Origin of the sequence: Methylobacterium oryzae, assembly GCF_036441375.1 — a bacterium.
In the GTDB taxonomy this organism is placed as follows: domain Bacteria; phylum Pseudomonadota; class Alphaproteobacteria; order Rhizobiales; family Beijerinckiaceae; genus Methylobacterium; species Methylobacterium oryzae_A.
The window spans coordinates 26719-48465 of the sequence record NZ_MLCA01000011.1; the positions used below are offsets into that span (position 1 = coordinate 26719).

Annotated in this window: 19 protein-coding genes and 2 pseudogenes; 15 read left to right on the plus strand and 6 right to left on the minus strand. The window is 65.9% G+C overall.

From position 1 onward, the window contains the following. Positions 1-414 precede the first annotated feature (414 nt). Both MOTC310_RS22790 and MOTC310_RS22795 read left to right on the plus strand, forming a co-directional pair. Positions 415-1632, plus strand: coding sequence for a molybdopterin-dependent oxidoreductase (locus MOTC310_RS22790; RefSeq protein ID WP_091995140.1), 1218 nt, complete (start codon positions 415-417; stop codon positions 1630-1632). 15 nt (positions 1633-1647) lie between these two features. After that, entirely contained in the window at positions 1648-1989 is a 342-nt protein-coding gene (locus tag MOTC310_RS22795) for a sulfite:cytochrome C oxidoreductase subunit b precursor (protein ID WP_091995137.1), read from the plus strand. A gap of 3 nt (positions 1990-1992) precedes the next feature. Here the strand turns inward: MOTC310_RS22795 and MOTC310_RS22800 are convergent, their stop codons facing one another. Next, the gene (locus MOTC310_RS22800) at positions 1993-2889 is read right to left on the minus strand and encodes a LysR family transcriptional regulator (protein WP_091995135.1); all 897 of its coding nucleotides are present in this window, start codon (positions 2887-2889) and stop codon (positions 1993-1995) included. A 489-nt stretch (positions 2890-3378) separates the two neighbouring features. On the opposite strand from MOTC310_RS22800, the gene MOTC310_RS22805 reads away from it, so the two are divergent. After that, positions 3379-3699, plus strand: coding sequence for a hypothetical protein (locus tag MOTC310_RS22805; protein WP_139239558.1), 321 nt, complete (start codon positions 3379-3381; stop codon positions 3697-3699). A gap of 193 nt (positions 3700-3892) precedes the next feature. Then, positions 3893-4423, plus strand: coding sequence for a response regulator transcription factor (locus MOTC310_RS22810; RefSeq protein ID WP_091995133.1), 531 nt, complete (start codon positions 3893-3895; stop codon positions 4421-4423). Between the two features lie 137 nt (positions 4424-4560). Here the strand turns inward: MOTC310_RS22810 and MOTC310_RS22815 are convergent. The 4 genes and pseudogenes from MOTC310_RS22815 to MOTC310_RS22830 all read right to left on the minus strand — a co-directional run bounded on the left by MOTC310_RS22815 (position 4561) and on the right by MOTC310_RS22830 (position 10779). Then, a pseudogene (locus tag MOTC310_RS22815) lies at positions 4561-5882 on the minus strand (IS701 family transposase). A 244-nt stretch (positions 5883-6126) separates the two neighbouring features. Next, positions 6127-8922, minus strand: a complete 2796-nt coding sequence (locus tag MOTC310_RS22820) for an ABC transporter ATP-binding protein/permease (protein ID WP_230368338.1) — start codon at positions 8920-8922, stop codon at positions 6127-6129. 265 nt (positions 8923-9187) lie between these two features. Beyond that, positions 9188-9484: a hypothetical protein gene (locus tag MOTC310_RS22825; RefSeq protein WP_139239557.1), complete on the minus strand. Its 297-nt coding sequence runs from the start codon at positions 9482-9484 to the stop codon at positions 9188-9190. 410 nt (positions 9485-9894) lie between these two features. Beyond that, complete coding sequence (locus MOTC310_RS22830) at positions 9895-10779, minus strand: LysR family transcriptional regulator (protein ID WP_091995128.1); 885 nt, start codon at positions 10777-10779, stop codon at positions 9895-9897. Between the two features lie 330 nt (positions 10780-11109). Here MOTC310_RS22830 and MOTC310_RS22835 point away from each other — a divergent pair, with 330 nt between their 5' ends. From MOTC310_RS22835 to sorB, 4 genes are all read left to right on the plus strand, one after another. Then, on the plus strand, positions 11110-12417 hold the full coding sequence (locus MOTC310_RS22835; protein WP_230368340.1) for an MFS transporter: 1308 nt from the start codon (positions 11110-11112) through the stop codon (positions 12415-12417). A 62-nt stretch (positions 12418-12479) separates the two neighbouring features. After that, positions 12480-13337, plus strand: coding sequence for an amidohydrolase family protein (locus MOTC310_RS22840; RefSeq protein ID WP_091995124.1), 858 nt, complete (start codon positions 12480-12482; stop codon positions 13335-13337). A gap of 34 nt (positions 13338-13371) precedes the next feature. Continuing rightward, entirely contained in the window at positions 13372-14553 is a 1182-nt protein-coding gene (gene sorA, locus MOTC310_RS22845) for a SorA family sulfite dehydrogenase catalytic subunit (RefSeq protein ID WP_331303410.1), read from the plus strand. A gap of 11 nt (positions 14554-14564) precedes the next feature. Then, positions 14565-14921: a SorB family sulfite dehydrogenase c-type cytochrome subunit gene (gene sorB, locus MOTC310_RS22850; RefSeq protein ID WP_230368343.1), complete on the plus strand. Its 357-nt coding sequence runs from the start codon at positions 14565-14567 to the stop codon at positions 14919-14921. Between the two features lie 19 nt (positions 14922-14940). Here the strand turns inward: sorB and MOTC310_RS22855 are convergent, their stop codons facing one another. After that, positions 14941-15225 carry a hypothetical protein gene (locus MOTC310_RS22855; RefSeq protein WP_331303411.1) on the minus strand — a complete coding sequence of 95 codons (285 nt, stop codon included), beginning with the start codon at positions 15223-15225 and terminating at the stop codon, positions 14941-14943. A 149-nt stretch (positions 15226-15374) separates the two neighbouring features. Here MOTC310_RS22855 and MOTC310_RS22860 point away from each other — a divergent pair, with 149 nt between their 5' ends. The 7 genes and pseudogenes from MOTC310_RS22860 (at position 15375) to MOTC310_RS22890 (ending at position 21590) form a co-directional block, all read left to right on the plus strand. Further along, entirely contained in the window at positions 15375-16448 is a 1074-nt protein-coding gene (locus tag MOTC310_RS22860; protein WP_091995115.1) for a YeiH family protein, read from the plus strand. Between the two features lie 155 nt (positions 16449-16603). Next, positions 16604-16786: pseudogene (locus MOTC310_RS22865) on the plus strand (recombinase family protein); the annotation flags it as partial. Between the two features lie 440 nt (positions 16787-17226). Then, positions 17227-18195, plus strand: a complete 969-nt coding sequence (locus MOTC310_RS22870; RefSeq protein WP_331291361.1) for a glycosyltransferase family 2 protein — start codon at positions 17227-17229, stop codon at positions 18193-18195. 36 nt (positions 18196-18231) lie between these two features. Further along, positions 18232-19320: a CDP-glucose 4,6-dehydratase gene (rfbG, locus tag MOTC310_RS22875; protein WP_331303412.1), complete on the plus strand. Its 1089-nt coding sequence runs from the start codon at positions 18232-18234 to the stop codon at positions 19318-19320. Between the two features lie 70 nt (positions 19321-19390). Beyond that, a complete protein-coding gene (gene rfbF / locus MOTC310_RS22880) occupies positions 19391-20161 on the plus strand; it encodes a glucose-1-phosphate cytidylyltransferase (protein ID WP_331291363.1) in 771 nt (256 codons plus the stop codon). Then, entirely contained in the window at positions 20146-21051 is a 906-nt protein-coding gene (locus MOTC310_RS22885) for an NAD-dependent epimerase/dehydratase family protein (protein ID WP_331291364.1), read from the plus strand. The genes rfbF and MOTC310_RS22885 overlap by 16 nt, the downstream gene beginning before the upstream one ends. Next, on the plus strand, positions 21051-21590 hold the full coding sequence (locus MOTC310_RS22890) for a dTDP-4-dehydrorhamnose 3,5-epimerase family protein (RefSeq protein WP_331291365.1): 540 nt from the start codon (positions 21051-21053) through the stop codon (positions 21588-21590). Before MOTC310_RS22885 ends, MOTC310_RS22890 begins: the two co-directional genes overlap by 1 nt. The last annotated feature ends 157 nt before the right edge of the window (positions 21591-21747 follow it).

The window sequence follows — 21747 nt, forward strand, 5'->3', positions numbered from 1 at the left end:
GATGAGCTTGTGCGTCCTGCTCGCTGCGGCGGGCAAAGGCCATGTCCCGCGCCGAGCAACGCTAGCATCGCCCGAGTCCTCGGGAGATTGCCATGCCACAGCCTCCGCGCCGACCGCGCCAGTCGAACCCGCAGCTCGAACTCGGCCTGACGCAAGGGCCGTCGACTCTGACGCCGCCAGCCTGAAGCAGCCTGCCGATGGCGACGCAGCAGACCCTCAGCGGAGCGTTGAAGGGGAACACACTGTGCCCGGCGCCGGCCCGTACATGCTCCACGGCCGACGAGAAACACTGATCTGCAAAATCGATCGAAACGAGCAGGTCATTCTATTGGACGGCCCACAGTGGAGAAGATATCCCTCGCATATCGTGGTGCGGGTGCTCAGTGCGCCGCGCCCGCAAGGCGGAGAACACCCTTGAACCACCGCGCCCTGTCACGTCGTGCAGTCCTCGCCGGTCTCGGCTTCGGCAGCCTCGGTGCCGCCGCGCCTGCCTGGGCCGCTGGCTCGGTCAAGCTACCGCTGCCCGGCGGCCCCGACGCGCGCGACCTCACGACCGCCTTCCCCGGCAAGGGGTCGATGATCCTGCAGCGCACCCGCCCGCCCTTGTTGGAGACGCCGTTCGAGGTGTTCGACCAGGGTGTGTTCACCCCCAACGACCGCTTCTACGTGCGTTGGCACTGGGCCTCGATCCCCACCGAAGTCGATGCCCCGAGCTTCCGCCTCAAGATCCACGGCCATGTCGAGAAGGAACTCTCCCTCTCGCTCGACGACATCGTCCGCCTGCCGCAGTTCGAGATCGCCGCGGTCAACCAATGCTCGGGCAACTCGCGCGGTCTGTTCGAGCCGCGTGTCTCCGGCGCACAATGGGCTAACGGCGCCATGGGTAACGCGCTCTGGACCGGCGTGCGGCTCAAGGACGTGCTCGACCGGGCCGGCGTGAAGGCTGGCGCCGTGCAGGTGCGTTTCAATGGCCTCGACGAGCCTGTGGTCGCCGACGCGCCCGACTTCAAGAAGTCGCTGGATCTCGATCACGCCCGCGATGGCGAGGTGATGATTGCCTACGCGATGAACGGCGAGCAGCTGCCACTGCTCAACGGCTTCCCGCTCCGGCTCGTGGTGCCGGGCTGGTACTCGACCTACTGGGTCAAGATGCTGTCCGACATCGAGGTACTCGATCATGCTGACGAGCAGTTCTGGACGAAAACCGCCTACCGCATCCCCGCCACTCCTGGCGCGAATGTCCGACCCGGGGAGACCGGCTACGCCACCGTGCCGATCAACCGGATGGTGCCGCGCTCCCTGCTGACCAACGTCATGGCTGACGCCTCGGTGAGGACCGGGGCTCCGCTCAATCTGCGGGGCATCGCTTTTGGGGGCGATTGTGGGGTGAGGACCGTCGAGGTCTCCCCTGATGGCGGGCAGAGCTGGCTTGCCGCTGCTCTCGGCAAAGACGAGGGCACCTACAGCTTCCGTCGCTTCGAGGCGAGCCTTCCTGCCCTGGTCGCTGGCCGGCACGAACTGAAGGTCCGCTGCACCAACACGAAGGGCGTGGCTCAGCCGCTGGAGCCGACCTGGAACCCGAATGGCTTCATGCGCAGCGTGGCCGAGACCACGCCCGTCGTGGCATCCTGAGGCGAGGAGCAGAGCATGCCCACGATGATCCTGCCCCGCCTCGCGCTCGCCGCGCTGTTCGCCGTCCCGCTTGCCGGAGGAGCCGCCTTGGCTAGCGAGGCGATGCGGTTCAAGTCTGTCTCGGTCGAGCTGCCGCAGAGCGACCGGACCTTCCCGGGCGGCCACGAGGCCGAGGCAATCAACAACAACTGTCTGGCCTGCCACTCGGCCGGGATGGTGCTGACCCAACCCAAGCGCTCCAGGACTGAATGGAGTGCGACGGTCAACAAGATGATCCACATCTACAAGGCACCGATCGACGATACGGACGTGCCCGCCATCGTCGATTACCTCGCCAGCATGAGACCGCAGCCTTAGCAGTCAGGCTGTCCTCGCAGGAGCGGTCTTGATCAAGTCGAGGAGCGCGTCGGCGGCCCGGCTGCGGTAGCGCTCCTTGTGACGCAGCATCCGGTACGCCCGCTTCGGCAAGTCGAAAGGCACATGACAAAGCGTCTCGGCCTTGAGGCTTGCCGCAGCCACCGAGGCCGAGAGCACGGTTGCTCCGCCGCCCGCCTCGACCGCGGACCGCACCGCCTCGTTCGAAGGCAGCTCAAGCATCACCGTCAGACGTGTCGGCGCGAACCCGCGCTGGGCCAGGGTCTCCTCGAAGGCCGAGCGCGTGCCAGAGCCCGGCTCGCGCAACACCCAGCTGCCCTCCGCAAGCTCGTCCAGCGACAGCTCACTGCGCCCTACCCAGGGGTGGTCAGGGGCGACGAGGAGCATGAGCTGATCCTCGGCTACCGTCGTGCTGGCCAGCGCCGGATCGTCGAGCGCGCCCTCGACGAAGCCCAATTCGGCCCCACCCTCGCGCACAGCGGCCGCGGCCTGAGCGGTGTTGCCGACCGTCAGATTGAGGGTGATCTCCGGATAGGCACGGCGAAAGGCGACCAGGTAGCGGGGCAGCCAGTCACTCGCGATCGTCTGGCTGGCCTGGATGCTCAGCGTGCCGCGGCGTAGGCCGCTGAGTTCAGCCAGCACCAGCTCGGCACGCGCTGCGCGGGCAAGCACGGCCCGCGCTTCTCCGAGGAAGATGCGGCCCGCTTCGGTGAGCTCGATGCCGCGCCCAACCCGGTGGAAGAGCTTGACGGCGTGCCGCCCCTCGATGGCGCTGACAGCCGAGCTGACGGCGGATTGAACGAGATTGAGCGCTTCAGCGGCACGCGTGACGTGCTCGCGTTCGGCGACCGCCACGAAAATCCGGAGTTGGTCGAGGGTCATGTAGCCACCTTGGGTGGGATCCAGGCTCGGGTCCTCGGCTTGAGCACTGAGACGTTCGGCCTGGCGTAACCGAAGGTCACATCGCTGAACCGAGCAGCCTGGATATGATCGAATTTCCAGATCAGAACTAGCATAAAAATGCATTGGATCGAACTACTTCCGGGTGAGATCCTTGTCTGAACCATGAGGCTCCTATGACAAACCGCGGTCCCAGTTTGATTGCCCGGGTCAACGGCTATCCGCCTGGACTGACGCTGTGGGTAGCGGTTACTGCCGCGGCGGCCTAGTTCCGGGGGTAGGAGAGCGGATGTTCGACCGGGCTTAATTCGAAGCCCTGGTTCGCACCGACCTGATCAACACCCACGTGCGCACCTTCTGGACGCCCGCGACCGGCGCTTCTTTACCGGCATTGCGCTTGGGGCGCCCGCATCATGCCGCTTTTCTTTCGGGGCGGTATGATGGCGAAGCCACACAGAACAGGCCCTGATCATGACTGGAACTCAGGCGAACGATCAAGCTGCCGAATGGGCAGCACGATTGACGAAGGGCTGCGCGATCACGGCGACACCCAAGCCGACCTATGCGCAACTGGAGGAGCTGCGTCATGACCTCTATACGGTCGCGGACCGCCTCCTCGTGCTGAATGTACCTTCGGAGAGCTGGCCGGGTTCACTCAATCTGACGATCGAGGATTGGGAAGCGCGGCAAAGCCTAACCTGTCACCGGGTGGCCGCTGTTCAGGTCAACTCCGGATATTTTAAGATGTCGCCGACATACTATTCGATAATTAATAGGCATTTCGAGTTATAGTCGCATCTGAGACGCGCATTTACGGCGAGAAATGACAAACACCTAGGTCAATTTGCCTTCGATCCATCACCTTCTGGACGGGCAATGTCGCTTGCAAGACGTAGCCGCTGGCAGGGCTCAAGCTGGAGGATTGAACTGGGTGCGTCGGGATAAAGGTTTGGTGGATCGGGTGGGACGAACACCGCCCTGCCCGATGGCGGCGCATGAGCGGCCCGGATGCCTCCTGCTCGCTGACGCGGATCCGGTCAGCCGAGAGCAACGAGGGCGGGAGTTGGCCCAGCTGGACTACCACGTCTGGGCGGCCTCATCTCTCGGTGAGGCATTCGCGATCATCACGGCTGAACAACCTCACTTCGCCATCCTCGATTACAAGCTGTCGGACGGCAGCGGAGTCAGCCTGATCCCGAGGCTCATCACAGCAGATCCCGCTGCCCGCATCGTCGTCCTATCGTGCTGTGCCACCTTCCAAGGCGCGGTTACCGCCTTACGCATGGGCGCGACCGATTTCCTGGCTCGGCCGGCAGAAACCGCCGAGATTGATGCGATCTTGCGCAAACTATCGGACGAATGTAGGCTCAGCGGTGCGGCGGACAGCTCGCTGGAAGCTGTCACTCGACGCCACGCTCAGGAAATCCTGCGCATCATGACCGACGACATCTGCGCGACAGCGCGTGTACTGGGTATCGACGCGCGTACGCTACGCAAACTTCTCGCGCGCACCTAGCCACCCAGACGTCAAAACGTGACCGGGCCTTTGACCTCTAATACTACTGTGTCACAAATTTCTTTTGGCAGCAGGGACATCGTTCCAGGGTTCGAGTGAGTGCCCGTGCCAGCGTCAGGCGCAAGGTGGTGATGGAGTTAGGCACGTGTCGCTCCGGCCGGATTGGGAGCACCGCGGGGTCTATAACCGGCGGGTAGCGCAAGCGCCTTCCGCCCGATGATGTCGGGTCCTGAGGGGGGAAAGCGGCCTCGCTCGGAGACCAGGAACCCGTAGGCCGCGATGCACAAGCTGGCGTGATGATGGAAGCCGCGCCAGCTTCGCCCCTCGTAGTGGCCAAGCCCAATCTCCTGTTTGAGTTCCTGGTAGTCCCGCTCGATGCGCCAGCGTAGCTTCGTCTGACTGACCAACTCGGCCAGGGGCGTCTCTGGCGGCAGGGTCGAGAGCCAGTACTTGGTTGGCGCATCCTCGCCCTCCGGCCACTCGATCAGGAACCACTCCTCGGGACGGGGCTCGTGTCGCAGCTCATCCCGATGCGCCGGGCGGGCCCGCACGGCCGCAAAGCGTGATGCTAGAAGACCGTTTGTGCCAGCGCGCCATGTGACATGCTGCCAGGCGGGCTCCGGCAGAGACCGGGCCAGCTTTTCTGCCGAGAGGGGCTTTTGCTCAGGGCTGCGTCGCACCCGAGTGGGTGGGCGCCCGCGTCCGCTCCAGGGTTTGGGCGGCAGGGGTGCCGTTCCGGGGGCCCACAGGCTCGTCGAGGACTGAACGCCCACACTGTAGCGCAAGCCCAAAGCCGTCAGGGCCGTGCGGAAGGCTGTGTCGATCCCGTATCCGGCATCTGCCAGAACGAGGTCGGGTGGCACCCCATCGGCCAAGGCCGCTCGGATCTGATCCAGCGCGATCTCTGGTTTGGTCTGAAAACAAATATCCTCGGGCACGCCAGCCTTGCTGCGCCGCGCGGGATCCTGGACCCAGGCTTCCGGCAGGTAGAGGCGATAGGCCACCGGCAGGCTGGCCTGAGTGTTGGCCACCGAGAGCGTCACCGCAACTTGGCAGTTGTCCTGTTTGCCGATCTGACCGCAGTATTGCCGTCCCACCCCGACCGAGTGGCGGCCCTTCTTGGGAAAGCCTGTATCATCGACGATCCAGGCCTGGATCGGGCCCTGGCTCTTGATCACAGGCAGAATCTCGCTGCGTACCTGAGCCAGCAAAGCGCTGTCCGACCATTCGCCCTTGGCCACGAAGTGATGCAGCGCCTGATGGGTGGCCTGGACACGCGCCGGCGCGATCCGGGCCGCCATCGGCTCAATGCTTTACGAGCACCCGGCAGAAGGAGGCCCGTACAGTAGGCCTTCAGCGGTGCGATCCGATCAGCATGGCCCAGAACGCCTGACGAAGCCTCCAGATAGGCCGCAAAACGCAGCTGGTCGGCAGCTAGCGGGGTGTTCAAGCGATCCATGCCTCGCTCCATCACGAGATTGAATCGCCAACCCTACACCCAAAGTTTGTGACACAGTAGTACTAAGGTTCGCCGTCTCTCCGCCTGGATACCGGTGGCAAAGTCTGGACAAGGGCGGGGCAGCTGCAATATCGCTCCGCCCCGGCAGTTCGGCTGGCATCGCCGATGACATCGCACGATGGCCCACCCTGCTTGTCCTGGCCGCGCCAAGCGACGCGAAGGCCCGCTCTTTCAGCCACACGCGTCAGGCCAGTACCACGGGAGGAGAGGCTTGCACGACGTGCACAGCACCGGATCGTTCCACCGTGACGCGGACCGGCAATAGAGCCGCTTCCTCGGCGGTGTCCGTCACGACCAGAAGACTTTCAGGCGCGAGCGGGCCCGACGTGAGCGCCTCGATCACGCTTGCACAGTCCTCAAGGTGCCGCAGCGTGCCGTCCAGAACGAGGAGATCCGGCTGACGCAGGACGGCACGGGCAAGCTCGATCGACGCTTGCTGCCGCACCGTGAGGAGCCGGCCACGGTTTCCGACGCCATAGTCGAGCCCGCGGATCCGCACGTCGCCTTCAAGCCCGAAGTGCCGCACGGCGGCTCGGACGTGCTCCTGAATATCGGCCTCGGCGTTCATCCGCGTTGTGTCGATGCGTCCGAACAGGAGATTGTCCAGCATCGAACTGCGCATATTGATGCGATCCGGATCGAACGGCTCGATATCAGGCTTGCCTTCCGAACGCAGCTGCGTCTGGAGCGGTTCGCGCGCACCGACGAGCCGCCGGCACAATGCCGGATCGAGCAGCCCGAGCCGCTGGGACGGCTCGACGTAGGACAGCGCCAGGGCGAGGAAGATGTCGTCGCCGGTCCTGTCCGGAAGCGCGCGATCTCCAAGCGCGGCGAGCCGCCGCTCGACCTCGGGTAGAGCCTCCTGCTCAATCACTGGGAAGCAACGAAACAGGGCATGTCCAGGTGGAAGGCCGCGGGAGATCTCGACGAGCGTGCGGGCGACCGCCACACCAAGACATTCGAGGTCATTGAGCAGGCTGTGTTCCGCCAGCACAGCGCGGAAGCGCGGCTCCGACGAGAGGCGTCGGCCAACGAGGGCTGGATCTGTCGGCACGCCAAACAGCAGGTTCTCCGCGATTGTCGCACGCGGATTGTATTCCTCCGACTCGAACGGCAGGACGAGATCAGCCTTGCCGCTGGCGACGAGCCGGCGGTGCAGGTGCCGGCGCGCCGCGATCATGCGTTCGCCCAAAGGCGTGCCGTCGCAGCGCGAGGTCGCGGTCAAACCGAACCGGTAGAGATCCTCATCCATGCCGAGTCGGGAAAGCAGATCCAGCATCCGCAGGTCGAGCTCGCGGGCGTCAGACGCACCGAGCGCGGCGAGGTCGACCCACTGTGTGTCCACCGGGTCTGGGGAGTTGCCCGTCCGGTGTGCCTCAGACAGGTGCTGAGCATCCTTAGGGTGCGACTGTGGCGCCGTGCGCAGTCCATAGACGAGGTTGTCACGGATGGTACCGGGGAACAGGACTGGATCACGACCGGCGTAGCCGATGCGCCGCGCTCGTGCGGCACGCCCGGCCGTTACAAGGTTGAGGGTGCCGATGGAGAGCGCCCCGGCCGCCGGTGATTGCAACCCGGCAAGTGCGCGCGCGAACTGGTGCGCGAGGCTAGTCCCGGGCGAGTGAAGCCCGACCTGCGCCGGCAGGGCGATGTGCAGGTCCGCGATCGTCACCGACCGGCCCTCCTGCGGGTCACGCAGGACGAGTCCATCCGACGTCACGGCGCGGATTTGGTCCTGCGGCAGATCTGATCGAGTCGCATCGGCCAGCCGCAGGCGCTGTGCACCAAAATGTGCGGCGATCGCCTCGTACTTCACCTCGACGTCCAGGCGCTGCTGGTCCCAGTCGATCAGTCCCTTCAGCGGTGGAGGCAAGTCGCGGTAGGCTGCCAAAACCGCGACCAGCTGGCCGATGCTGAGCTCGCCCTTCAGGGCGAGCAGGCCGCCGACAGCATAGAATAGGAACGGTGTCACCTGCGCGAGCAGGTTGTTGAAGTACTTGATCGCGAACTTGCGCCGATAGATCTGTAGGCGCAGGTCATAGAGCCCATGGAGCTGGCCGCTGATCTCAGCTCTCTCCCAGCGGACGCTGTTATTGACCGTCACGGCATCGAGTCCGTCCAGCACCTCCGCGACACGGCCGGCGAGGTTGCGGGAGTCGATCTGACGCTGACGACTGAGGCGTAAGATCGCGTGCCTGAGCCGAGGAATGACGGCTATCTGCACGCCGGCTATCGCGCCGGCGGCCAGTCCGAGCCACACGTTCTGCATCAGAATGAAGGCCAGCGCAGTCGCGGCGTGCGTGCCGAGTTGGGCGGGCACCACGATCGCGTCGCCGATGAAGGAGCCGATCGGCTCGACCTCGTCGCGGATGATGGTCGCGGTTTCGGAGGATTTCACCTCGCGCTGGGTTTCAGGGGTAAAGCGCAACATCAGGGAGAACAGCTGGAAGCGTAGGCGTCGCAGCATGCGCTCACCCAAAACCCCCTTCTGCAGGTTGATCCGGAACTTGAAAGCACCGTTGATCAGGACGAGGATGAGGAACAGCCCGGACAGCCAGAGCAACAGTCCCTGGCGATCGGCGTGGAAGCCATTGAAAAGCTCGGTCCGACCGCCACCGAGGGAGGCAGGCCACGCGATCTCGAAATCCAGGAACGGCGCGGTCGCCTCGCCGTGGGCGAACGCCTTGCCGATGATCGCGTCGTTGACGATGCGCTTGGGCAGGTCGAGGGAAGCGAAGTAGAATGGCACCGAGGCCAGGACGACCATGCAGATGGCAAGTTGGTCGCGCTTCGAGTGGCGCCAGACGTACGGGAACAGCCGCGGCTCCAGGCCGGGTGTCGGGGTGTCCCTGTCTCGGTCGGGGGACCACTCACCACCCTGCGGACACGCGTTCGTCTTCTCCTGTGCCGCCGTAGCACTGCCGCGGCAATGCGGATGATCCTGTTCGGTGACCGGGGACAAAAACGCGGCTTGGATCAAGGGGGGGCTCCACTCTGGCGTTCTCCACCATCGTCGAGCTTGAAGGTTCGATCCAACGGAACCTCTCGATGCTTCCGTTCTGTAAAAACGATCGGTCGACTGGGGGCGCTTCCTCGTGGATGTCGCCCGTGAAAGTCGCCGTGCTGGGCGCTCTGAAGTGGGGCACCATTGCTGAACTGCCAAGTCTTAGCTGAAAAACCGCCGCGGCGTTGCTGTCGAGCATAAGGTCGCTTCGCCGGGATGCGCTCTGTATGAGACCCTGTGACTAATGTCTCGCCGTGCTCGGCGGGTCGATGAAGAACATTGTATTGACCGCGCGCACGGCGACAGCGGCACGGTTCAACTCGGGTTCCACGGCAGCGCAGAAGCCATCGGCCTTGGCGATCCTGCGTTGGTTCGACGAACGGAGCGCAGCTTCGCGAAGCCGCATCCCCTTGGCTTGGAGGCGTTCAATCTCGGCCGATACCGCGGAACTCCACGCCGCGACCTCCGCAGGCGTGCTGAGTGTCGCGGCAGCATCTGTAAGGCGCGCGAGGTGATGGGCGGGATTGGTAGAGGGCATCGTTAATCGGCCTGAGATCTACAAGCGCGTGCTCCCGGAAATCAAGACGCCAGCCCCTTCGCTCCGTGAATACCGCCTGCCAGCCAATGCCGGGCAAAGCACGAACAAGTTCCGCTCGCGAGAGATCCTCGCCGAGCACACGACAGGGCCGCATTCCGGCAGATATGCTCAAGCCAGACCGTGCGCCGGAACCATGTCCGCATCTCGGCAGGCTTCAATTCTTGATCCAAAAAATCACCGGTCTCATCGTATACAAATAGGGCTATAGTCATATAAGGCGGCGCGTCGTTTATTCGATCGTTTTCCCGACCGGTGGGGTTGTTCGTATAGCGCGGGGCTATATGGCCTGCCGCCGGGGCATCACACGACCAATCAGCTCTGATAACCGGCGCTGGCGGCGAAACGTGAAGTTAGAGACGTATGAGTTTGTTAAATGCAATTGTCGCCGGATTAGCTAAGCGCCCATGTACACTCAACTGCCATAGAGTCCGCTCAACGTGCAGGTTCTGGACCGGAATAATTACCAGTGTACCGTTAGCCATTTGATCGCGGATTGTAGCGACCGAGACAATCGCCACACCGAGACCGCTCGCAACGAGTTGCTTGATCGCTTCCGTGCTGCCGACTTCAAGCTGGCGAACCGGGCAGATCTGCATTGTATCCAGGGCAGCGGCGACCACCTCACGTGACCCGGATCCTAACTCTCTCGCAATAAACGTTTCTTGTGCTACGAGAGCCGGGTCGATTGGCTTTGCTGCATTTGCAAGGACATGCTCTGGTGAAGCAATAAGCACCATTTCATCTTTGCGCCAAGCTTCGCTGAGAACACACGGTTCCTCGACGGGTCCTTCGACTAAGGCAATATCTATTTCGTGCGAAACCAATAGTTTGGTTATATCTCTGGTATTGGTGCTGGTGATACTCAATTTTATGCCTGGATATTTTCGATGAAATACTCCTAGGTAATACGGTATCATGTACACCGCGATTGTTGTACTTGCACCTATCCGTAATACGCCGCAGCCCAGTCCTCTCAGAACGTTTAACTCTTCTTCCGCCGCTCGTTCTATTGCGAAGAGGGTTTTGGCATGCCTGAGGAGAGCCTCGCCTTCGCGGGTCGTGCGTACGCCCCGGGTGCCCCGGTCGAGCAACCGACATCCGACCTGCAGTTCGAAGTCGCGCACGCCCTTCGAAATTGCGGGCTGACTGATGTGCAGCTCCTCGGCTGCACGGGAGAAACTCCCGCTCTGAGCCACAGTCGCAAACAGCCGTAGGAGATGGAGATTGAGTGCCATAACCTCTGTCTATAGGGCCAAAATAGAATTATATTTGCGCGAATCGGGTGAAAAAGAGAAGAGCTGCTACGTACGGTGAGCCTCGAGTAGAAAAATGATGCCGCACTCCATCCAGTTGCTCCGATTGGATGAGAGACAGTCTTCAGGCTCAAAATGGCTCGGAGGGCGCTCGCGGCGCACGTCCTGGGCACGGATCAGGAAACGCCTGGGAGATACGCCATGCAACTCGCAACAGACGCCCCCATTGGGATGGGGGTTGAACTCAGCGCTTCTGATAGGGCTGCGGCCGCGGCCACCACAAACATCGCCGGACGCTTGGAGCGGCTGCCGATGTCACGCTACCAGCGTAAGATCTTCGCGATTATCGCCTCCGCCTGGCTCGTCGACCAGGTCGACGTGGCGCTCCTGACGTTTCTGCTCGGCTCGATCGTCGTAGCCTTTGGCCTTACCCCAACCGAGGCCGGCCAACTCGCCGCGATGACCTTCGCGGGCCAGCTCATTGGCAATGTGATCGCCGGAACCGCCTCCGACCGCTTCGGGCGCAAGACAGTGTTCCAGGCCACGATGCTGGTGTGGGGCTTCGCCAGCCTCGCCGCTGCCGCTGCTTGGAGCCTCACGGCCTTGATGGTCTGTCGCTTCCTGATCGGCGTCGGCGTCGGCGGCGAGGCGCCGGTGGCCCAGGCGATGGTCTCCGAGATTGTGCCCGCCAATGTACGCGGCAAGTACATCGCGTTCATGGAGGGCTTTTGGGCGATCGGCTACGTGCTCTCGGGTGCGATCAGCTTTTTTGTACTGCCCTATCTCGGCTGGCGCTGGGCGTTTGCCATCGTGGGCCTGCTCTCGATGGTGGTGCTCGTGGTGCGCCGCTCCATGCCGGAGTCACCGCGCTGGCTTGCCGACAATGGCCGCCATGCCGAGGCGGATGCCGTGATGTCGATGATGGAGCGGGAGGTCGAGCGGGCCACTGGTCGCCCGCTGCCGCCGGTCGCCCCCTCTGTTGTAGCCGCCGTCTCGGCGCCAGTGCCGCATCAGAACCCCATCGCGACCTTGTTCTCGCCCGCCTACCGGATGCGTACGCTGATGGCTTTCGGAATGTGGTTCTTCGCGCTGATCGGCTTCTTCGGGCTCAATTCCTGGATCGCGGTTCTGCTCAAGGAGCGCGGCTTCTCGATCGTCGGCTCGGTCGGCTTCGTGACCCTGATCACTATCGGCGGCATCCCGGGCTTCTTCACCGCCGCACTGATGCTGGAGAAGGTCGGCCGTAAGCCCACAACCGCTATCTTTCTCGTCTGCGCCGCGGTCGCAGCTTACTTCTACGGCAACGCCGTCGATCAGACGTGGCTGTTCGTCTCCGGGTTCGTGATGCAGTTCTTCATGTTCGGCATGTGGAGCTGTCTCTACGCCTACACCCCGGAGCTGTACCCAACCCGGGCCCGTGCGACGGGGGCGGGCTTTGCTTCGGCCTTCGGGCGGATCGGCGCAATCCTGGGGCCGATGATCGTACCGGTGCTGGTTCAGAACTACGGGCCGGCCACCGCCTTCCAGGTCGGTGCGGGTGGTTTTTTGATCGCTGCCGTCCTCGTCCTCACCCTGGGCGTCGAGACCCGCGGCAAGGTACTCGAAGCCGTCTCGCACTGACGTTCTCAATCCGGTGCGCGGTTCCGTGCACCGTCCCTGTCCCGCATACGGAGCCGAAAGTCATGCCCATCGCAGACATGCGCAGCCGTCCAACTTTCCTGCACAAGTTTTTCGGCGCTGAGCCCGACACGCCGGAATTCGGTGTCGTGCGCTGGCTGAATGAACGCGTCGGTACGACGGAGATCGACCATTTCACCCGCGGCATGGATGTCGAAGGCTTTTCCGCCGAGATGGACGGCGCCGGGATCGACGTCGCCGTGATGGTCGCCCGCTCGGTCCCGGGGGTGCGGGTCCCAAACGACGCTCTTGCCGCGGTCGTCCGCCACGATCCGAAGCGGCTCGTCGGCATCGCCTCGGTCGATCCTGTTGAACTCGGCCGCGACGCCGCTCTGGCGGAGGCCAAGCGCGCCGTGACCGAACTGGGCTTCAAGGGGATCAACCTCGATGCCGGCTTCTACGGCGACGCTATGCGCGCCGACGACGAGCGCCTGATGCCGCTCTACGAACTCTGCCAGGATCTTAAGGTCCCGGCCTTCGTGATGTCGGGCCCGACGACGCCAGACCTGCGCCTCAACGACCCGCTCGCGGTGGACCGGGTCGCCAAGACCTTCCCGAAGCTGCCGCTTGTGTGCTGCCACGGGTTCTACCCGAATGTCGCCGACATGGTGACAGTGGCCTTCCGCAACGAGAACGTGTTCGTCTCGCCTGACATGTACACGTTCGCGCCGGGCGGCGGCCTCTACGTGGAGGCGGCGAACGGCTTCATGAAGGACCAGTTCCTGTTCGGCTCATCGTTCCCGTTCCGGCCGATGGGCCAGGGCGTCGAGGACTTCCGCTCGCTCGGCCTCAACGACGAGTCCCTGGAAGCCGCCCTCTGGCGCAACGCCGACCGGCTCCTCGGCCTCGGGCTGCACGCTTGAACGGCATGCGAAGAGAGATGCGAGGAACGAGAACATGCTGAGACGTGATGTGCTGTTCGGCGCGGGCGCCCTAGCCCTTGCCAGCCGCCGAGCGCTGGCGCGCGAAGTAGACCTTCCGTTCGGCAACGGCGAGCGCCCGCTGGTGGCCTACCCGGGCAAGCGTCCGCTCCTGCAGATGACAGCGCGGCCGCCGCAGCTGGAGACGCCGTTCTCCGTCTTTGACGAGAGCGCGATCACACCCAACGACGCCTTCTTCGTGCGCTACCACCTCGCCGACATCCCGACCCAAATCGACCCGGACGCCTTCCGGCTCGACGTGAAGGGTCATGTCGACAGACCCGTGTCTCTGTCCCTCACCGACCTCAAAGGTCTGTTTGGCCCAACAGAGATCGTGGCGGTCAATCAGTGCTCGGGCAATTCCCGGGGCTTCTTCGAGCCACGTATGGCCGGCGGCCAGCTCGCCAACGGCGCCATGGGCTGTGCCCGCTGGACCGGCGTGCCGCTGAAAGCGGTGCTCGACAGGGTTGGCGTCAAGGCGGGGGCGGCCGAGGTCGCCTTCGAAGGGCTGGACGGGCCCGTTATCCCGGAGACGCCCGACTTCGCCAAGTCGCTGAAGCTCGAACACGCCCGCGACGGACAGGTGATGCTGGCCTGGGCCATGAACGGCGAGGACCTGCCCTGGCTCAATGGCTATCCACTGCGCCTCGTAGTGCCGGGCTATTACGGCACCTACTGGGTTAAGCACCTCAACGCGATCACCGTGCTCGACAAGCCGTTCGAGGGCTTCTGGATGAAGACGGCCTACCGCATCCCAGACAATGCTTGCGCCTGTACCGAGCCGGGCAAGCCAGCCGCCGCCACAGTGCCGATCGGGCGCTTGAACGTACGCTCGTTCCTGACGAACCTGACCGACGAGATGCAGGTGAAAGCGGGACCGGTGCCACTGCGCGGCATCGCCTTTGACGGCGGCTCCGGGATCAAGGCGGTGGAGGTATCCGTCGACGACAAGTCCTGGGCACAGGGCAAGCTGGGGCAGGATCTCGGACCCTACGCCTTTCGAACTTGGACGCTCGACGTCGACCTGCCCGCGGGGGCGCATGCGATCCGAGTGCGAGCGACCAGCAATGACGGCGGCGCGCAGCCGATGGAGCCGCGCTGGAACCAGGCCGGCTACATGCGCAACGTGGTCGAGACCACCCGGGTGCGGGCGGCGTGAGGGAGGTGAGGATGAGGAAGGTTCTTCGCGCGGTTCTCACCATCCCGGCGCTCGCGGGCCTCGTGCTCCCGGCTCTGATCGCCGCGGGCTTGACCGGAGCGGTGCTCGCCGCTCCGGTGCGCTACGATGTCCCCGAGCCCACGGCGCAGTTCCGGGCCCCCAAGGACACGGCTCATCAGGCCGGCTTCGAGGCGGCTCAGGGCAATTGCCAGACCTGCCACTCGGTCGACTACATCGCCACTCAGCCGCCGGGGAAAGGTAAGGCCTTTTGGGAGGCGGAGGTGAGCAAGATGATCAAGATCTACCACGCTCCGATCGACGAGGCCGACGGCCGCGCGATCGCGACCTACCTATCCGATACCTATTGAGGGCCGCGCTGCGCGAGGCTCAGCGAAGGGCGACAACCTGGGTGGCGTAGGTGGCGACGCTCTGCACAGCCGGCATGTCGAAGGCGTAGATGCGTCCTGCCAAGATCGCCAGCGCCAGCGTCCAGAACACCGCGCCGCCAGTCCGGCGGGCTATGCGATCGCCGGTCGAGGAGGTGGACGAGTAGGCGCGCGCCACGCCGTCAGCCACAGGCTCGCCGAAAGGATCGAACGTCTTCATGGTCGACCGCTTGTCAGGAATGGTGCGCATGATCGTCAGTGTCGCGCTTGGGACGCGCGTCAGCAATGGACGCGTCTTCCGAAGTTTTTCGCGCCCGGAGAGGCTCCTTCTCTCTTGCGCCCGTGCAGCAAACGTTTTCTCCCCGTTCCGCTCTCAGTACCTCCGGAGAGGCCGTCGTGAGCCCTGAGGCCTCCCCCGAACCAGTCTCGACAAAGATGGGCTCCACGGCGGCGGTGTCGCCTGGCACCGGCACCCAATCCGAGCGCGCGACCTCCATGCTGCCGGGCATCGGCCTGTGCGCGGTGATCACCGCCGTGGCGGTGGCCGCACAGGCGGTCGAGGAGCGCGTCGCCGGCCACCCCTACGTCGAGGCCCTGGTTCTGGCGATCCTGATCGGCATCGCGGTGCGCACCGCCTGGACGCCGCACCCGCGGTTCCGGACCGGCATCGCCTTCTCGGCCAAGCAACTCCTCGAGGTCGCGGTTGTCCTGCTCGGCGCCTCCCTCAGCCTCGGGGCGATCCTCGCCTCCGGCCCGGCGCTACTCGCCGGCATCGTCGGCACCGTCGTGATCGGTATCGCCGCCAGCGTGGCGATTTGCCGGGCGCTCGGCCTGCCGGCACGGATGGCGATCCTGGTGGCCTGCGGCAACGCCATCTGCGGCAACTCGGCCATCGCCGCGGTTGCGCCGGTGATCGGGGCCCAGCCCAAGGACATCGCCGCCGCCATTGCGTTCACCGCGGTGCTCGGCGTGCTGATGGTGCTCGGGTTGCCACTGTTCGTTCCGCTCGCCGGCATGAGCGACAACCAGTACGGGGTGCTGGCCGGGCTCACTGTCTACGCGGTGCCGCAGGTGCTGGCCGCCACCGTGCCGGTCAGCCTGCTGTCGACGCAGGTGGGCACCCTGGTCAAGCTCGTGCGCGTGCTGATGCTCGGCCCCGTCGTGGTGGCGTTCTCGCTGATTGCCCCGCGTCTGCCCCGCGAGCCGGGGATGGAAGGCGCGGTTTCGAAGGGCCGCCCCGGTCTGACCAAGCTGGTGCCGTGGTTCATCCTCGGCTTCCTGATCCTGGCGACGTTCCGGTCCCTGGGCTTGATCCCGGACGTGGCAGTCAAGCCGCTGACGCAGCTTGCAGGTGTGCTGACGGTGCTGTCCATGGCCGCCCTCGGGCTCGGCGTCGACGTGCGCGTGCTCGCCCGGGTCGGCGGCCGGGTGACCCTGGCGGTGACCGCCTCGCTGGCCGTCCTCATCGCGGTCAGCATCGGCCTCATCCGCGGGCTCGGGATCGGCTGAGAGCGGACGTCCTCCTAAAACTGTCGGATATCCGACCGTATTCCCGACAACGAGCAGGAGCCGTCTGCGAGCGGCCTAAAATGGCCCCGTTTTTGTCGGAGAAACGTGTCGGCTTTTCTATTGCCGGAGAAACGTAGCTGTAGCACTGTCCCGACATGCTCGTCGGATATGCCCGCGTCTCGACCCAGGACCAGAACCTCGACCTACAGCGTGACGCGCTCACACGCGCCGGCTGCGAGCGCCTGTTCGAGGAGAAGAAGTCCGGCAAGGCCGGCACCAAGCGCCCCGCCTTCGAGGCGGCGCTGGCGTTCCTACGTCCAGAGGACGTNGCCCTGATCGCCACCCTAGCGGCGATCGAGGCCGGGCCGAAGGCGGGACCGGCGATGCGGGCGCACCGCTCCGCGATGCGTCGCCAGGGCGAGGCGGCCGCGGCGCTCGGCGGATCCGAGGCGCTGGAGGCGGTCCTGCACCAAGTCGCGGAGGCCGACGCGGCGCGGGCCGAGCGGCGCCTCGCGCTCGTCCGCGAGGCCTGGACGGGACTGCCCGGGGGCGCGGCCTGAGAATCCGTTCCGCCCGACAGAGCGGGCCCGCGGCAGATCCGGGTGAGAGGCACTTTGGGCGGCGGGATCCATGCGCTCTGATCGACACAGGTCTTCAATTCTGGCAGGTCTGCCACGCGTCACGCCGTTCTCGGTCTCGTCGGGTGAACCGTTCGCGAGCGGAGAGCCTCGCCGTCCACACCCGACGCCTCGGTCAAAGCCTGTCAGAGAGCCGTTCGATGTCGCTGCCGCTCGTTTCCGTGATCGTGCCGACCCTGAACCGTCTCGAGCTGCTGGCACAGACCCTGAGCTCCGTGTCGGCGCAGGATTACGGCAACCTGGAGCTGATCATCAGCGACAACGCCAGCACCGATGCCACGGGCGCTTTCCTGGCACAGCTTCGGAACGATCGGCTCACGGTCCTCACCCGGTCGTTCACGCTGCCCATGGAGGCGAACGTGACCGACGCGGTCCAGCACGCGCGCGGCAAGTACATGCTGCTCCTGAGCGACGACGATCTCATCTCGAACACCTACGTCTCGACGATGGTGGCGGCGTTCGAGTCCGACGACGCCGTTCAGGTCGGGCTCGGGCGGCGAGTCCTGATCGACGGCGCGAGCCAGATCCTGCATCAGGCCGAGCCGCTCTCCGCGGACGCCCAGGTCGAGGCCGCGGAGCCGTGGCTGACGCGGTACTTCACCAGTCCGACGGCCCACAGCCAGATCAACACCGTGTTCTCGACCTTCTACCGGCGCTCCGCGTGGCTGGACGCCGGCGGCCAGCCAACCCTGTCGGGCTCCTACTTCTCCGACACGATCCCGTTCGTGGGCGTTCTCAACCGCCAAGCGAAGGTGTTCTACGCGCCCGAGGCCGTCTTCCTGTACCGGCTGCATCAGAATCAGGAGAGTCTCCAGGCGACCTCGGCGGCGAAGCAGGCCTATGCGGGCATGTTCCAGTTCTTCGAGCAGCTGAAGCCGAAGCTTGGCGACCTGTCCCATTCGGAACCGCTCAAAGCCGCGCTCATCAGGTATATCTTGATGATGTTCTTCAATGCGTGCGGCCAATTCGCGACGGAGCAGAAGATCAGCGCGCCCGATCTGTACGGGTTCTTCTGGGACGCGCTGAGCCGGCCCTCTCATTCGAGGGCCGGCTCAGCGGGAACGGCAGATCGGAGCCCGATGCGGCCGGCGGATCCGGCCCTCGCGTGAGCCCCGATCGATGCCCAGCCGGACCGGACCGTTGAGATGACCCTCGCGCGCTATCGCGGCACCCGCGTCCTCGTCACGGGCCATACGGGTTTCAAGGGCGCCTGGCTCGTCGCCTGGCTGCTCGACCAGGGCGCCGAGGTGATGGGCCTCGCCCTGGCGCCGCCGACCGACAGGCCGAGCCTGTTCCGCGACCTGGCGCTGGCCGACCGGATGCGGTCCGTCGTGGTGGATATCCGCGACGCCGAGGCGGTGCGCGAGGCCGTCGCGGCGTTCCGTCCGGAGATCGTCTTCCACCTCGCGGCCCAGGCGCTGGTCCGGCGCTCCTACGCCGACCCGCTCGAGACCTTCGCGGTCAACGTCATGGGCACCGCCCACGTGCTGGAGGCGGCGCGCCACACCGACTCGGTCCGCGCGGTCGTCTGCGTCACCTCGGACAAGTGCTACGAGAACCGCGAATGGGTCTGGGGCTACCGCGAGTCCGACCCGCTCGGCGGCAAGGACCCCTACAGCGCCAGCAAGGCCGCCGCGGAGATCGTGGCCGGCAGCTACCGGCAGGCCCTGATGCCGGGATCGCGCCTGCGCCTCGCCACCGCCCGCGGCGGCAACGTGATCGGCGGCGGCGACTGGTCCGCGGATCGGCTCGTGCCCGACCTCGTCCGCGCCATCCGGGACCGCGCGCCGCTCGTGCTGCGCAACCCGGACGCGGTCAGGCCCTGGCAGCACGTGCTCGAACTCCTGCACGGCTACCTGCTGCTCGGCGCGCGTCTCCTCGCCGCCGACGACGCGGCGGTCGGCGCCTGGAATTTTGGCCCGGCCCGCGCCAGCGAGGTGGCGGTGCGGCGGCTGATCGAGCAGGCGCTGGCCGCCTGGGGCGGCGACCCGATCCCGGTCCGGATCGAGGCCTCGGCCCTGCGCGAGGCCGGGATCCTCAAGCTCGACGCGGCCAAGGCGGAGGCGGAGCTGGGCTGGCGCCCCCGGCTCAGCTTCGCCCGCACGGTGCGCCTGACGATGGAGTGGTATCGCGACTACAGCGCGCGTCCCGCCGACGCCCGGGCTCTCGTCGAGGCCCAGATCGCGGAGTATGGCCGGCTCGCGGCCGGCCGCGCAGATGAGGACAGCGCCTGATCATGCACGCACGTCGCCCCACCCTCCGCTCACGCCCCACGGGCCGGGGAGATCGCCGGGGAGACGGCCGGTGAAGGCCGTGATCCTGGCGGGCGGCCTCGGCACGCGCCTGTCCGAGGAGACCGCCACGCGGCCGAAGCCGATGGTCGAGATCGGCGGCCGGCCGATCCTGTGGCACATCATGAAGGGCTACAGCCGCCACGGCATCAACGACTTCGTGATCTGCCTCGGATACAAGGGGTACATCATCAAGGAATATTTCGCGAACTACTTCCTCCACATGAGCGATGTGACCATGCACATCGCCGAGAACAGGATGGAGATCCACCGGAAGACCGCCGAGCCCTGGACCGTGACGCTGGTCGATACGGGCGACCAGAGCATGACGGGCGGCCGCCTGAAGCGCGTCCGGCATCACCTGGAGGGCGAGGAGATGTTCGCGCTCACCTACGGCGACGGCGTCAGCGACGTCGATGTCACCGCGCAGATCGCCTTCCACCGCGCCCACGGCAAGCGCGCCACCGTGACGGCGGTGCGGCCCGACAAGCGCTTCGGCTACCTCGCCCTCGACGGCGATCGGGTCACGGCCTTCGAGGAGAAGCCCGACAATGAGGGCGGCTGGATCAACGGCGGCTTCTTCCTGCTCGCGCCGTCGGTGATCGACACGGTCGCGGGCGACGAGACGGTCTGGGAGCGCGAGCCCCTGGAGCGCCTGGCCCGGGAGGGCGATCTCCAGGCCTTCATCCACGACGGCTTCTGGCAGGCGATGGACACGCTCCGGGACAAGACCAACCTCGAGGCGCTCTGGGCGTCGGGACGGGCACCGTGGAAGACGTGGTAGCGCCGCCCTTCGGCCGGCTGCTCGTCACCGGCGCGACCGGCTTCGTCGGCGGACGCCTGACCCGGGGCTTCGCCGAGGCCGGCATCACCGTCGGCGCCCTGGTCCGGGCGAACTCGGCCACCGAGTTCCTCGACCCGCGCGCGACGATCCTGCGCCACGACGGCGCCACCGACACGCTGCACGCCGCGATGCGCGCCTTCGCGCCCGAGGCGGTGATCCACGCCGCCACCCACTTCGTCGGCGTGCACGGGCCGGACCAGGTCGCGCCGCTGATCCAGGCCAACCTGCTGTTCGGCACGCAGCTCCTCGACGCGATGGCGCGCTGCGGGGTCCGGCACATGGTCAATTTCGGCACGATCTGGCAGCATTTCGCGGGTGATCGCTACGATCCGGCGACCCTCTACGCGGCGACCAAGCAGGCCTTCGAGGATATCGCGGCCTACTACGCCGAGGCGGAGGGCCTCGCGATCCTGACCTTGAAGCTGCCGGACACCTACGGACCGGCGGATCGCCGCGGCAAGCTCGTCTCGGCCCTGCTCCAGGCCCAGCGGGAAGGGCGACGGCTCGACCTGTCCCCGGGCGAGCAGACGCTCAACCTGCTCCACGTCGACGACGTGCTGTCGGGGAGCCGCGCCGCCCTGGACAGGATCCGCGCGGCGCCGCCGCGTACGCAGGAAGCCTTCGCGCTCCGCGGGCCCGAGACGCTGTCGCTGCGCGCGCTCGTGGCGCGGATCGAGCGTCTCGGTGCGCGGCCCGTTCCGGTGGCCTGGGGCGCGCGGCCCTACCGGCCCCGGGAGGTGATGCGGCCCTGGATGGGGCCGCTCCTGCCCGGCTGGTCCGCCGCCGTCGGCCTGGATCGCGGCCTCACCGAACTGATGGCGGCGCAGTGATGTTCGAGATCCGGACCAGCGATCTTCCGGGGGTGCTCGCCCTCCGCGCGCCCGGCAGCCGCGATGCCCGCGGCAGCTTCCACAAGCTGATGCACGCGCCGAGCCTCGCCGCGGCGGGTCTGCGGACCGATTTCGCCGAGGTCTACTGCTCCACCTCGGCGCGGGACGTCATCCGCGGCATGCATTTCCAGGTGCCGCCCCACCAGCACGCGAAGCTCGTCTGGTGCCTGTCCGGCGCGGTGACGGACGTCGTCCTCGACCTGCGCCGGGACTCGCCCGGCTACGGCCGCGCCGTCGCCTTCGACCTCGACGGGGCGGCGCCCGCCGGCGTCTCCATCCCGGAGGGCTGCGCCCACGGTTTCGCCGTGCGCTCCAGCGCGGCGACGCTGCTCTACCTGGTCACGTCGGTCCACGCCCCCGCCGCCGATGCCGGCATCCGCTGGGACAGCTTCGGGTTCGACTGGGGCATCGCGCACCCAACCCTGTCGGACCGGGATCGCCTGCATCCCGGCCTCGACGCGTTCGACACGCCGTTCTGAGCCGTGCGCCCGGTCAGCGACAGCCGCTCCGGCAGCCGCTCCGACAGGGGCGCGGGCCCGATCGCAGCGGGTTCCATCGCCGAAGTCCGTCTCACGCCCGGCCGATCCCGCGGTATAGCTGCCGGAGACCCGGCACCGGACAACAGTGTTTCGCCCC

Coding starts and splice junctions, on each gene's coding strand:
- MOTC310_RS22825 (WP_139239557.1), bottom strand. CDS start 9,484: ATGCCCTCTACCAATCCCGCCCATCACCTCGCGCGCCTTACAGATGCT.
- rfbG (WP_331303412.1), top strand. CDS start 18,232: ATGACCCTCGCGCGCTATCGCGGCACCCGCGTCCTCGTCACGGGCCAT.
- MOTC310_RS22835 (WP_230368340.1), top strand. CDS start 11,110: ATGTCACGCTACCAGCGTAAGATCTTCGCGATTATCGCCTCCGCCTGG.
- MOTC310_RS22800 (WP_091995135.1), bottom strand. CDS start 2,889: ATGACCCTCGACCAACTCCGGATTTTCGTGGCGGTCGCCGAACGCGAG.
- MOTC310_RS22890 (WP_331291365.1), top strand. CDS start 21,051: ATGTTCGAGATCCGGACCAGCGATCTTCCGGGGGTGCTCGCCCTCCGC.
- sorB (WP_230368343.1), top strand. CDS start 14,565: ATGAGGAAGGTTCTTCGCGCGGTTCTCACCATCCCGGCGCTCGCGGGC.
- MOTC310_RS22805 (WP_139239558.1), top strand. CDS start 3,379: ATGACTGGAACTCAGGCGAACGATCAAGCTGCCGAATGGGCAGCACGA.
- MOTC310_RS22860 (WP_091995115.1), top strand. CDS start 15,375: ATGGGCTCCACGGCGGCGGTGTCGCCTGGCACCGGCACCCAATCCGAG.
- MOTC310_RS22830 (WP_091995128.1), bottom strand. CDS start 10,779: ATGGCACTCAATCTCCATCTCCTACGGCTGTTTGCGACTGTGGCTCAG.
- MOTC310_RS22810 (WP_091995133.1), top strand. CDS start 3,893: ATGGCGGCGCATGAGCGGCCCGGATGCCTCCTGCTCGCTGACGCGGAT.
- sorA (WP_331303410.1), top strand. CDS start 13,372: ATGCTGAGACGTGATGTGCTGTTCGGCGCGGGCGCCCTAGCCCTTGCC.
- MOTC310_RS22870 (WP_331291361.1), top strand. CDS start 17,227: ATGTCGCTGCCGCTCGTTTCCGTGATCGTGCCGACCCTGAACCGTCTC.
- MOTC310_RS22840 (WP_091995124.1), top strand. CDS start 12,480: ATGCCCATCGCAGACATGCGCAGCCGTCCAACTTTCCTGCACAAGTTT.
- MOTC310_RS22795 (WP_091995137.1), top strand. CDS start 1,648: ATGCCCACGATGATCCTGCCCCGCCTCGCGCTCGCCGCGCTGTTCGCC.